At 67.7% G+C, this 11,460-nt stretch carries 13 protein-coding genes; 6 read left to right on the forward strand and 7 right to left on the reverse strand.

Annotation, left to right across the window (positions count from 1 at the left end):
• The first annotated feature begins 126 nt into the window (after nt 1-126).
• Nucleotides 127-858, forward strand: coding sequence for a methionine-R-sulfoxide reductase (locus tag Poly30_RS21200; RefSeq protein ID WP_419190453.1), 732 nt, complete (start codon nt 127-129; stop codon nt 856-858).
• A gap of 33 nt (nt 859-891) precedes the next feature.
• Here the strand turns inward: Poly30_RS21200 and Poly30_RS21205 are convergent, their stop codons facing one another.
• Nucleotides 892-2,253, reverse strand: a complete 1,362-nt coding sequence (locus tag Poly30_RS21205) for a DEAD/DEAH box helicase (protein WP_145202026.1) — start codon at nt 2,251-2,253, stop codon at nt 892-894.
• An 83-nt stretch (nt 2,254-2,336) separates the two neighbouring features.
• Between Poly30_RS21205 and Poly30_RS28760 the strand changes: the two genes are divergently transcribed.
• The 4 genes from Poly30_RS28760 to dprA are packed head-to-tail and all read left to right on the forward strand — an operon-like array spanning nt 2,337 to nt 5,182.
• Nucleotides 2,337-2,831 carry an SEC-C metal-binding domain-containing protein gene (locus Poly30_RS28760; protein ID WP_419190454.1) on the forward strand — a complete coding sequence of 165 codons (495 nt, stop codon included), beginning with the start codon at nt 2,337-2,339 and terminating at the stop codon, nt 2,829-2,831.
• The gene (gene kdsB, locus Poly30_RS21215; RefSeq protein ID WP_145202029.1) at nt 2,828-3,613 is read left to right on the forward strand and encodes a 3-deoxy-manno-octulosonate cytidylyltransferase; all 786 of its coding nucleotides are present in this window, start codon (nt 2,828-2,830) and stop codon (nt 3,611-3,613) included. The genes Poly30_RS28760 and kdsB overlap by 4 nt, the downstream gene beginning before the upstream one ends.
• Complete coding sequence (locus Poly30_RS21220) at nt 3,610-4,260, forward strand: histidine phosphatase family protein (RefSeq protein ID WP_145202032.1); 651 nt, start codon at nt 3,610-3,612, stop codon at nt 4,258-4,260. Before kdsB ends, Poly30_RS21220 begins: the two co-directional genes overlap by 4 nt.
• Nucleotides 4,261-4,297: 37 nt before the next feature.
• Nucleotides 4,298-5,182, forward strand: a complete 885-nt coding sequence (gene dprA / locus Poly30_RS21225) for a DNA-processing protein DprA (RefSeq protein ID WP_145202035.1) — start codon at nt 4,298-4,300, stop codon at nt 5,180-5,182.
• Nucleotides 5,183-5,193: 11 nt separating this feature from the next.
• Here the strand turns inward: dprA and Poly30_RS21230 are convergent, their stop codons facing one another.
• Together Poly30_RS21230 and Poly30_RS21235 are read right to left on the reverse strand one after the other, a co-directional pair.
• Nucleotides 5,194-5,394 (reverse strand): hypothetical protein, encoded by a 201-nt coding sequence (locus tag Poly30_RS21230; RefSeq protein ID WP_145202038.1) that lies wholly within the window; start codon nt 5,392-5,394, stop codon nt 5,194-5,196.
• Nucleotides 5,395-5,398: 4 nt separating this feature from the next.
• On the reverse strand, nt 5,399-6,268 hold the full coding sequence (locus Poly30_RS21235; protein ID WP_145202041.1) for a DUF6677 family protein: 870 nt from the start codon (nt 6,266-6,268) through the stop codon (nt 5,399-5,401).
• A 56-nt stretch (nt 6,269-6,324) separates the two neighbouring features.
• Between Poly30_RS21235 and Poly30_RS21240 the strand changes: the two genes are divergently transcribed.
• Nucleotides 6,325-6,792: an acyl-CoA thioesterase gene (locus Poly30_RS21240; RefSeq protein WP_145202044.1), complete on the forward strand. Its 468-nt coding sequence runs from the start codon at nt 6,325-6,327 to the stop codon at nt 6,790-6,792.
• Here Poly30_RS21240 and Poly30_RS21245 read toward each other — a convergent pair.
• The 4 genes from Poly30_RS21245 to Poly30_RS21260 form a co-directional block, all read right to left on the reverse strand.
• Nucleotides 6,779-7,687, reverse strand: a complete 909-nt coding sequence (locus Poly30_RS21245; protein ID WP_145202047.1) for a hypothetical protein — start codon at nt 7,685-7,687, stop codon at nt 6,779-6,781. The two genes, Poly30_RS21240 and Poly30_RS21245, sit on opposite strands and share 14 nt — an antisense overlap.
• Nucleotides 7,688-7,815: 128 nt before the next feature.
• Nucleotides 7,816-9,774: a carboxypeptidase-like regulatory domain-containing protein gene (locus Poly30_RS21250; RefSeq protein ID WP_145202050.1), complete on the reverse strand. Its 1,959-nt coding sequence runs from the start codon at nt 9,772-9,774 to the stop codon at nt 7,816-7,818.
• 417 nt (nt 9,775-10,191) lie between these two features.
• Entirely contained in the window at nt 10,192-11,034 is an 843-nt protein-coding gene (locus tag Poly30_RS21255; protein WP_145202053.1) for an IS3 family transposase, read from the reverse strand.
• Nucleotides 11,034-11,339 carry a transposase gene (locus Poly30_RS21260; protein ID WP_145195548.1) on the reverse strand — a complete coding sequence of 102 codons (306 nt, stop codon included), beginning with the start codon at nt 11,337-11,339 and terminating at the stop codon, nt 11,034-11,036. The genes Poly30_RS21255 and Poly30_RS21260 overlap by 1 nt, the downstream gene beginning before the upstream one ends.
• Nucleotides 11,340-11,460 lie beyond the last annotated feature (121 nt).

Consider the following 11,460-nt stretch of genomic DNA (forward strand, 5'->3'; position numbering starts at 1 on the left):
CATCGCCCGGGCTCGCCTGGACGAACGTCTCTCCAGCCGACGCATGAGGTCGGTTCCAATCCGGGCGCCAGCCGCCCATGATCTGAGACCCGTCCGGGATCCCCAGAACTTCCACCGCCCACGACCATGCTGCCCCTCCGACTCATCACGTCCTTCGCACTCTCGGCCGCCGTGGCGGCCGCACTGACCGCCTGTAGCACCGACTCGATGGAGTCGACCGCGCGTGGCGGCGGCGGCACCGGCGATTCAGGCGGCAGCAAGTCCGCGCCCGAGGCCCCCGCGCTGACCGAGGAGGAGGCCGAGGAAACCATCGCTTCCCTCGACGCCCTCATGGATGAGAGCGACGCCGAGGCCGCTGAAGCCGCCATCACCGGCGCCCCCGCCACCCCCGAAGACGCGGCCGACGTCGCGCAAGCAGCCACCACCCCCGCCATGCAAAAATCCGTCACCGCCTCGGAGTACAACGACCTTTCGAAAGAGGAGCAGTACATCCTGCTCGACAAGGGAACCGAGCGCCCCGGCACCGGCGCGCTGCTGAACAACAAGGCCGAAGGCACCTACATCTGCCGCCGCTGCAACGCCGCGCTCTACACGTCCGAGGACAAGTTCGAGAGCCACTGCGGCTGGCCCAGCTTCGACGACGACATCGAGGGCCGCGTCAAGCGCGTGACGGACGCCGACGGACGCCGCACCGAGATCCTCTGCATGAACTGCGACGGGCACCTCGGCCACGTGTTCATGGGCGAGCGCATGACGGCGAAGAACACGCGCCACTGCGTGAACTCGGTCTCGATGAAGTTCATCCCCGAGGGGGAAGAGCTCCCGGCGATGATCCAGGTCGACGGCGACGTTCAGTAGCGCACAGCGATTCCGGAGCGCCCCTGCTCCAGTTCACCGGCGGCGCCGGGGCTTCCTCTTCTCCTTGGGGCCCTTGGCGCCGCCTTTCTTGATCCCGGAGCCGCGGCCGTACTCGGGCTTCACCTCGCTCGGCTTGACGCGCTTCCCGGTGTTCGCCTTCTGGATCAAGTACTCGTCGTCGAGTTCCGCGAACCCCTCCAGGAAGCGGCGCGGGATCCGCTCGCCGATGTTGTTCTCGATCGCGCGCAGCGCTTCGAGGTCCCCGCGCGAGATCAGCGTGAACGCGATGCCCTTACGCTCGGCGCGTCCGGTTCGACCGATGCGGTGCACGTAGGTGTCAGGGTCGAGCGGAATGTCGTAGTTGATGACGTGGCTGACGTTCTCCACGTCGAGGCCGCGCGACGCGAGGTCGGTGGCCACGAGCACCTGGAACTCGCCGCTCTTGAAGCCATCGAGCGCCCGGCCGCGCGCGCCCTGCTTCTTGTCGCCGTGTAGAAGCGTCACGGAGATCCCACGCTTCTCCAGCTGGAAGGTCAGCACCTTGCCGCGCTGCTTCGTGCGCACGAAGATGATGGCCGAGCGGAACTCCTCGCCCTTGAGGATCTGCAGCGTCAGCTTCGTCTTCGCGGACGAGCGCACGGGGAGCAGCGCGTGATCGATCGTGTCCGGCGGCGCCGCGTTGCCGAGGTCCAGGATCTCGGGCGCGCGCAGGATGCGCTGGGCGAGCGCCTGGATCTCCTCGGGCATCGTCGCCGAGAACATCATCGTCTGGCGCTCCTTCGGCACGAGCTTCAGCACGCGGCGGACGTCCGGGAGGAAGCCCATGTCGACCATGCGGTCGGCCTCGTCGAGGACGAGCACCTCGACGCCCGCCAGCGAGAGAGCCTCCTCTCGCACGAGGTCCATGAGCCGCCCGGTGCACGCGACCGCGATGGTCGCGCCGGCGCGCAGCGCTTCGCGCTGGCGCTCGATCTTGAGGCCGCCGATCAGGAGGGCGACGGCCTGCCCCGACGTGGAGCCGAGCTTGTCGATGTCGGCGCCGATCTGGATCGCGAGCTCGCGGGTCGGAGCGAGGACCAGGGCACGGATCGAGCTGACGGGCGGCACCTCGGCCTCGTCTGCCGCTCCTCCCTCGACGGCCGGAGGCGCATGGGTCACGAGCCGCTGCAGGAGCGGCAGCGCGAACGCCGCCGTCTTCCCGGTCCCGGTCCGCGCGAGCCCGAGGATATCGCGCCCCAAGAGCGCAGGGGGGATCGCGCTCACCTGGATCGGCCGCGGCGCGTCGAAGCCCGCCGCGCGGACCCCGGCCAGCACCGACGGAGCGAGTCCGAACGACTCGAACGTCACGTCTGCGGCCGGCGGCATCGCCGTTTCGTCGATTGGTTCAGGATCCATGGGCGATGACGATGACCGGGGAGGTCCAGATCACCAACCAGGAACCGGCGCAATCGGGGCCCCGGTGTTCTATTCTGCCCCCCATGCCCCCATCCAAGAAAGTCACGCTCGCCCTGGCGAGCTTCATGGACTCCCCCCACGCCCAAGGCCTGGACGTCCCCGAGCCCGATGTCCGCCAGATCGTCGGCCGCTTCCTCAGCACCTGCTACGACGACGTCGGGATCGAGCCGAAGAAGCTCGACGGCCAGGACATGCACGGCGCCCTCGGCCACGTCCTGCCCGGGAAGTTCAAGCGCGGCGAGGCTCTCGCCGAAGAGGTCCCCGACGTGCTCCGCGCGTACTTGAAGCACCTGGAGGAGAGCGAGGTCCTCTCCAACGCCTTCGAGATCAAGCAGGGCTTCGAGACCACGATCGAGGAGTTCCTGCACACCGTGCGGACCGGCACCAATCCCCACGGTCACGGTCACCACGCCCCGGCCGAGCCCTTCGAGCACAAGGCGGAGAAGCTCGGTCGCAACGACCCATGCTCCTGCGGAAGCGGCAAGAAGTACAAGAAGTGCCACGGGAAGAACGCATGAGGATCGCCGCCGTCATCCCTGCCAGGTACGGCTCGACCCGCTTCCCCGGCAAGCCCCTCGCGGACGTGGCGGGGCGCTCGCTGATCCGCCGCGTCCACGAGATTGCCGCCGCGGCCGAGGGCGTGAGCGAGGTGCTCGTGGCCACCGACGACCGGCGCATCGCGGACCACGTGGAGAGCTTCGGCGGCACCGCCGTGATGACGCCGCCGGAGTGCCGCAACGGCACCGAGCGCGTCCACGCGGCCATCCAGTCCCTCGATGAGCGCCCCGACGGCGTGATCAATCTCCAGGGCGACGCGGTGCTCACGCCGCCCTGGGTCCTGAAGGCCGTGGCCGCCGAGATGCGGGCCCACCCCGAGCTGCCGATGGTGACGCCGGCGGCGCGGCTGGACGCGCGCTCGCTGGAGCTTCTGATGGAGGCGAAGGCCGCGGGCGAGGTCGGCGGCACCACCGTGGTCTTCAACCGCGCGGGCGACGCGCTCTACTTCTCGAAGGCCGTGATCCCCTACGTGCGCGATCCGAAGGGCGGCGCGCCGACCTTCCGGCACATCGGGCTCTACGGGTACCGCACCGAGGCCCTCGACGAGCTGATCGCGCTGCCGCCGAGCGCGCTGGAGCTGACCGAGGGGCTCGAGCAGCTCCGCGCGCTCGACAACGGCATGCGCATCCGCGTGGTCGAGGTCGACTACCGCGGCCGCCGGCACCTCGCGATCGACAGTCCCGAGGACCTCGTGCGCGTCGAGGGAGTGATCGCCGAGGACGGCGAGCTGGTGCCGCGATGAGCGTCGAGCTGGTCCTCGTGCGCCACGGCAACACCTTCGGGCCCGGCGACCGGATCGTCTGGGTCGGCAAGGGCGAGGACCTGCCGCTGGTGCCGAGCGGCAGGGCCCAGGCGAAGGCGCTCGGCGATTCGCTCCTGGCCGCTGGCTGGACCCCGACCGCGATCTTTTCGGGCGGGCTGAAGCGCCAGGTCGAGCACCTCGCCCTCGCGGCTCCCCCGGGTTCACCGGAAGCCGTACGGCTGGAGGCCCTCGACGAGGTCGACTACGGCGACTGGGGCGGGCTCACCACGGAGGAGATCGTGGAGCGCTTCGGGGCCGAAGAGATGATCGCGTGGAACGAACGCAGCGTTTGGCCCGGCGGAGCGAGGTGGCCCGAAACCGAGGCCGAGGTCCGCGGGCGCGTGCAATCGTTCCTCGACGACGTGAGCGTAGGCGCGTTCGGAGAGCGCGTGCTCGTCTGTAGCAGCAACGGGCTGCTTCGCTGGTTCCTGGACGCCGTCCCTGGCGCCCTGGAGCGCGCGCGCCAGGAGGGCACGTTCAAGGTGAAGACGGGCGGCGTCGGGCGGATGGTCTTCGAGCCCGCCGCAGCCGTTCCCGGCTGGACCGTGACCCACTGGAACTGCCCGCCGTCCGAATTTCGCCCCTGACCCGTAACCCTTGCCGCTCTCCGATCGCTCTCCAAGCATGGAACCAGCAGACGAGAGCGAGATGGTCGAGCTTTGCCGCGGAGAACTCGGCTGGCCCGAAGGACTGGCGACGATCGACGTGGAGCCCGCGCGGCTCTGGCTGCGTGGCGTGCGCGAACTCTTGCACTCGACGCACTGCGTGGCCATCGTGGGCAGCCGCGCCCCCACGCCCTACGGAGTGGCCCAGGCGGAGCGCTTCGGCCGTGAGCTCGCGGCGGCGGGCGTGTGCGTGATCAGCGGACTGGCGCGTGGCGTCGACGCGGCCGCGCACACGGGGGCGCTGGACGCGGGCGGCGGAACGATCGCCGTGCTCGGGTGCGGGGTGGATCGACCGTGGCCTTCCGGCCCGCTGGCGGATCGCGTGGCCCGTCAAGGGCTGCTCGTCTCGGAGTTCGCACCGGGGACGTCGCCGCGGCGACATCACTTTCCGCTGCGGAACCGGATCATCGCTGGGCTCAGCCAGGCCGTGCTGGTGATCGAGGCGGCGGAGGCGTCCGGGTCGCTGATCACGGCGCGCTGGGCGGCGGACCAGGGCCAGGAGGTCTTTGCGCTGCCCGGCCGCGTGGACCATCCGATGGCGCGCGGAACGCTTTCGTTGATTCGCGAAGGAGCGACCCCGGTGGGCTCACCGCAGATGCTCCTCGATGACCTGTTCAGCGATCGAGAGCTGTTTCCCATGACGCCCGGGACCGGCGCAGTCGCGGCCACGCGCACTCCCCTGGAAATGGCGATCCTGGAGTCGCTCACCGGGGAGACCCGAACGGCCTCCGAGGTGGCCAGCATCGTGGAAGAAGAGGTTCCAGCCACGCTGGCTGCGCTGACGACGCTGGAGCTGGGCGGAGCCGTCCGGCGCGCGCCCGGGGGGCTCTATCACAGGGGATAGGGCCGCCGGCGTCAGGAAACGGACGCGAACGTGTGCTCGACGGCGAGCATCACCACCACGACGACCGTCGAGACGAGTACGAAGGTCAGGTAGCGGCGCGGGAAGAGCCGCAGCGCCTTCTGGTCGTCGGCTTCGGTGAACATGCAGCTCACGGCGACGATCACGAGCGTGGAGAACAGGAACAGCCCGATGTGGAATCCGAGATCGTTCATGGGGCTAACCGAGGGAGGCGTCGAAGGGGCCGGATTCCGTGGCGGGGTCCGCCACCGCTTCGGTCGCGAGCGGGCGGCCGAGGCGCTTCGCCTCGCTGTAGCCATAGACATCGAGCATCAGGAGCACGTTCAGTATCCCCGCGACCGAGGCGAGAACGACGCCCGCGTCGGCGTACTCGACGTTCCTGGTCATCATCGGATGCCCGTGCACCATCTCGACGGCGAAGGCGATGGGCCCGAGGAGGCTCTGGCCCGCCCAGTAATAGAAGTGGCGCGTCCGATCGAGGTTCGTGCCACCGGCGAGGTAGCAGCCGATCCCGAAGAGAGCGACGACGAGAACGAACGCCAGGATCCCGCGGGCCTTGCGCCCCTGGAGCACGTGCCCGGCCCCCGGCAGGAGCCAGCCCACGAGCGTGGCGACGCCAGGGTGCGTCGCCTCGTGGTCCGCGTCTCCGGTGGCCGCTACCCGAGCGTCGTAGTGCACGCGGCTGCACAGGATCAGGTTGGCGATCCCCGCGCTGGCCGTCAGGATCATGCCGATGTGCAGCGTGCTCGGGAACGCTTCGGGGAGCGCGCCGCCGAAGCCGTACTGGCGCACGTGCAGGAGCAGCGCGCCGAGGTTGCCGGCCTCCGGCGTCAGGGCGGCCGCGAACCGGCCGCGCATCTCGGGCGGCAGGATCTGGAGGAACATGCCCTTGGACAGCAGCACGCCGGCGAGGTAGAGGCCCTCGATCAGCACGAACGCGATGATCGCCGTCCTGACCTTGCCGAGGTAGAAGTGGCCCGCTCCGGGGATGAACCAGTTCAGGAACGCCGCCACGGTGGGGTTCGGGCCCTCCTGGGACGTGGACGATGGGGAGTTGGGGCTGGACATCGGTCCGGAGGTTCTAACAGAGAGGGGGTCACTTCGGCTATTCCTTACTCGCAGCCATGCAGTCAGCCTCACCCTCCGACCCCCGAAGCCGTCCCCGGGAGGCCGCCGAGCGCCCCCAATCCTTCACCCATCCGGCCACGGTTCGGTACGCCGAGACCGACCAGATGGGCGTCTGCCACCACGCCAATTTCCTCCTCTACCTGGAGGACGCGAGGACGGCGATGATGGCCGCCCGGGCCGTCCCCTACGGTGAGCTGGAGAAGACCGGGATCGGCCTGCCCGTGCGCCAGGTTCAGGTCCGGTACAAGAGCCCGGCCTTCTACGAGGACCGCCTCCTGGTCGAGGTCTGGATCGAGCGGATGCGCTCGGCCTCGGTCACGTTCGGTTACGAGATCCGGCGCGAGGACAAGGAAGCCGTCACCGTGCTGGCGACGGCCGAGATCGAACTCGCGTGCATGGACATGGCGACCCGTCGGCCGCGGATCTTTCCGAAGGAGCTGAGGGCGGCGTTCAGCGCGGACTGAGCTCCCCTTCATCGAAGGCGGCGCGGAGTTTCTTCGCGTCGGGGTGACGCTCGCCCCGATAGGTCCAGTGCACGGCTCCGTCGCCCGACACCGGAAATCGGAAGAGCGCCACATCGTTCTCCACGGCCAGCTCCTCGAGCCCACCCAGAAGAGCTCGACCGAGGGCAGCGGTGCTCCCCTTCGGATCGTCCTCGGCGAAGCCCTTCAGCAAGATCGCGAGGTCCGCGGGCGTCATCGGCACCCGTACCTCCAGCGACTTCTCGGAGAGGGTCAGCCAGCGCCCGCCTGCCTCCAGAAAAGACCGCAGATTCTCCCTGGACCGCGCGGATGCGAACATCTCGGAGACATCGTCGCCAGAACTCGCCACGTCCTCGATGCCACGTCGAACTCCGAGGGAGATCACTTCGTTCAGAGCGGCGACGCACGCGTCGGCTTTGTCGATCCGAAAGCTCTGCGCGACGCTCACCTCACCCTCGGCGTCCAGATAGACGCGGGACGATTCCACCCGCACGTTCTCGAGGAAGACGGCGCGCAAACGCGTTGCGTCCTCCGCGGAGATCCAGTCCTCCTCGCCCGGCCGCTCCTCTCTCTCTTGCCCCGGCTTCGCGTCCAGGTCGAAGATCAGCGGGAAGGACAGGAGGTGCAGGTACCTCTCCCCCGCCGCCATGCGGCGAACCCGGTCGCGGGCACGCTTGACGATCAGCTCGTCGGAGTCGGACCAGTCGAGCGACGTGCCGTAGAGGCCGCGGGTGTCGACCTGGAGAGAGATCTGCTGGCTATCGGCGAGGTACCGAACCCCGAGGTCCTGTTCAGCAAACTCGTACTCCGAGCAAGCGGCACTGAAGAGGCCAAGTCCGATGAGGGAGGCGCGGGCAGCGAGGGTCGTGGTCGTCATGGCAAGAGAGCGGAGGGAATCGAACGGCGAGATCCTGGACCGTACGGCCCTGATCGAAACTATTTGGAGCCACTCGCGTTTTCTTGCGTCGCATCGGAAACCCGCAGCTGATTCCGCCGCTCGAGCCCTCAACCAGGCGGCGATGGGCAGCCCCGGGGCTCCCGATCAGCGCTCGCTCCATGCAATCTCGATCTCTGGATCCACTTCGGACAGCTCGAACCACTCGGGCTCGAAGGTGAAGTCGTCCGGGAACGAGCGAAGGGTGTACCGGCCGGCGCCAGTCCGCTCACGTGGGCGACGCCAGGGTCATCGAAGCCCGGCATCTGATTCATCAGCGTCGGGGACTCGAGCCACATGTTGACCTTCCCGATCCTCATGTTCGACGCGCCACTCCGATCGGGGAAGGGGCCCCGCACGAAGTCTGCCTGGTCCTCGCGCAGGACGAACCAGCGGCGTAGCCCGCGGCGCTCGTTCGTCATCGGCTCGGGGCCCTGGAAGCTCAGCTTCGCCTCGAAGCCGCGCGCCAGAAGGATTTCCACGGGCGTGGCCTCGGATTCCGTGGCTCCGAGCGCGATGCCGGAGACGGTCGTGGGGCGGTAGCCCTGGTCGGCGAAGTGCACGCACAGGCTGGCCGTGCTCGACGGCGATCGGGCGGCGACCTGGAGAAGAAACGTATCGTCGGGCAGGGCCTTGCCGCTGCCCAGCGACCACCGGTACGCGTCGACGGCATCCGTGCTCCACGCGATGCTGGTGTGCTCGGCACCGCGCTCGAGCGAGATCGGCGCGTTCATCTCGGCGTCGGTGAATCGAGCGCGTATCCAGCCGCTCGCATCCAGCACCAGTTCCAGGGATGGGTCGTCGGGCGCCACACCGTCGCGGGCGATCCTCACGCCTTCGTGCTTCGCACTGACCGTGTACGGGTCGCCGGCGCGCGTCTGGAGCGAGAACGCTCCCGTTTCATCGGTCGTGGCCGTGAACGACTCCGACCATCCGTAGGCGTTCGAGCGCAGGGCCCGGACGTGGCACCCGACGGCGGGTGAACCGTCGAAACACACCACGCTGCCACGCATGGTGACGAGCTCCTCGATCCAGTCGATGTCCTGAGTGGCCGTCGCCCCGGCCACGACCTCGACCGGCTGCGGGGCAGGACGCGTGTTGCCGTTGCGCTGGTCCAGCTGGACCAGCACCTCGCCCGGTGGGACGTCCTTGGCGTGGTAATGTCCCTGGTGGTCGCTGCCAACGCGAAGTGTCTCTCCGTCGACGAGGGTCAGCGTCACCAGGGCCCTGGCCATGGGCTCGCCGTTGTAGCGCACGACTCCCTCGACGCTCCCCACGGGCAGGAAGGTGACGACGACGCGGGTGCGCGCGCCCGGCTCTCGGACGAAGAACGGGACCGATCGGGCGCGGGAGCCGTCCTCCCGCGTGGCGGACACGATCTGCGGATCGTCGGACGGGTGAACGGGGAGCGTGCAGGTCCCCTCGAGCGCCGTGGTGCTGGCGAGATCCCAGGCCAGCGTGTGTCGAATCTGGCCCGGATAGCCCGCTTCCGGGTCGTCCGAGCGCTCGGGATGCTCGTCGCCCAGGCGCCCATCCTCGAACCAGGCTCCGACCTGGGCGCACGGGGTCAAGAGTCCGGTCTCGTCGATGACGCGGACGTCGACCCAGCCGAACGCGGTCATGGGCAGCACGATGCTGGCGGCCTCCTCGACGTCGTGAATCGTGCACCACCACGTGAGGCCGACGTGGCCCTCCCGGCTCGCCACGAGGCAGATCTCCTGGCCGGATTCGACCCGCAGCTCCAGCTGGCCCAGGGCGTCCGTGACGCCCAGGGGAGCGCGATCCTCACGCCGGAGTTCGACGCCGGCGATCGGTGCGCCCGACTGACGATCCCTGACGGTGATCAAGGCCGCCGATCCTCGCCGGAGACCGACGTTCCACTCGGTCTCCGGCTCGATCAGCCCTTCGATCGGCTCGAAGAACTCCACGAAACCCGCCTTGAAGATCTGTAGCCGCGGCGGATGGGAGACGGGCACGTCGGGGATCGCGTACTGGCCCGACCCGTCGGTAAGGAACTCAACCTCGTCCATGGCGACCGTGGCGCCCGCTATGGCGTCGCCCGTGGCAGCATCGAAGACGCGACCTCGTCAGCTATTCGCAACGCCCCCCTAGCGCCACGGGCGTCCGGAGCGTTTCAAGAAAGGCTACCTCGAGAGTGTTCTCTTCGGAGTCTTGGCAGGCATCCGCGCGAGAGCCTGCGAAAACGCATCAACGCGCCCCGATCCCGAAGCTGGTTCGTCCACTCAAATCCCCATCAGATGGCGCCAGCTCCTGCCCCTACCCATCGCCATCACGGTCCCCCAGAGGAGAGATGGTCGGGGTAGCGGAGCCAGGGGCCGGCCCTGGTTTAGTTAGGCGAGTGGGGTGACGCTGGTCTTGCTGGGTTGTGGGTCTGTGGGGTGATGTAGGGAGTGTCGGTCGGGGTGGGCGGCGAGTACCGCCACGATCTATGCGGCCGCAGCTGAGGTGCTGCCGGACCAGACTGACCAGGGCGTCTGGTTGTCATGAGACTGGTGCGGCCGCTCGTGGTTGTAGAAGATGATCCACTCACCGACTCCAGTGCCTAGAGCGACAAGGTCGACGTACTCGTGGAGGTAGATGTCCTCGTACTTGAGACTCCGCCAGAGGCGCTCGACCATCACGTTGTCGATCCAGCGCCGCTTGCCGTCCATGCTGATCTGGACGTCCGCTTTCTTGAGTGGGTCGGTCCAGGCAGCGCTCGTGTACTGACAGCCTTGGTCGGTGTTCATGATCTCTGGCCAGGTCCCGGCCACTTGGCGCGCCTCCTCGAATGCCTCGACGCAGAAGGCCGTGTCCAGGGTGTTCGAGATCCTCCAGCTCAGCACGGCCCGGCTGTACCAATCCATGATCACGACGAGGTAGGCGAAGCCCCGCTTCATCGGGATGTACGTGATATCGGAACACCAGACCTGGTTGGGGCGGCAAATGTCTAGATCCCGCAGAAGGTACGGATAGACCTTGTTCTCGAGCGATTTGATGGAAGTGCGTGGCCTCGGGTAGATCGTCCTGAGCCGCATTCGGCGCATCAAGCGACGTGTCCGTCCACGGCCGACCGTGAACCCTCGCCCCACCAACTCATGCACCATTCGTCTGGTGCCGTAGTACGGTCGATTCATGTGGATACGATCGATCTCCGCACAGATCTCAAGATCCTCTGTGGAGAACTTCGACGGATCCGATGAGAGCCGGTTTCGATTGACGTCCAGCAAGCAAGATTGGCGACGCAGACTGAGCTGAGGATGACAGTGATCGATGAGCTGCTTCCTCATCAGTCGATCCCCAGCTCCTTGGACTTTTTTGCGAGCCAGTCTCGCTCGATCACGAGTTGGCCGACCTTCCTCTCGAGCTGCTCGATCCGGATCTCGTCTTCCTTCGCCCCCTGGTCGGAGGCGTTCTTTCGTTCGAAGATCTCGGACATCTTCTCCTGGAGCTCCTTCTTCCACTGCGAGACCTGGACCGGATGGATCTCGTTGGCGGAGGCGATCTCATGGATCGGCTTGATGCCCTTCAGGGCCTCCAGGGCCACGCGGGCCTTGAACTCGGGGCTGTGGGTTCTGCGCTGTCGTTTCGTCATGGGTGGGTGCCAGCGACCCTACCCTCCTAACTTATCCACGTCCTGCGGCTGGCTCCGAATTCTGCGACCACTTCTGAGGGGAAACGTGGCGGATTTGGGTCGGGTTCGGTACCGCCAGGTT

This window comes from Saltatorellus ferox, assembly GCA_007751475.1.
GTDB lineage: Bacteria > Planctomycetota > UBA1135 > UBA1135.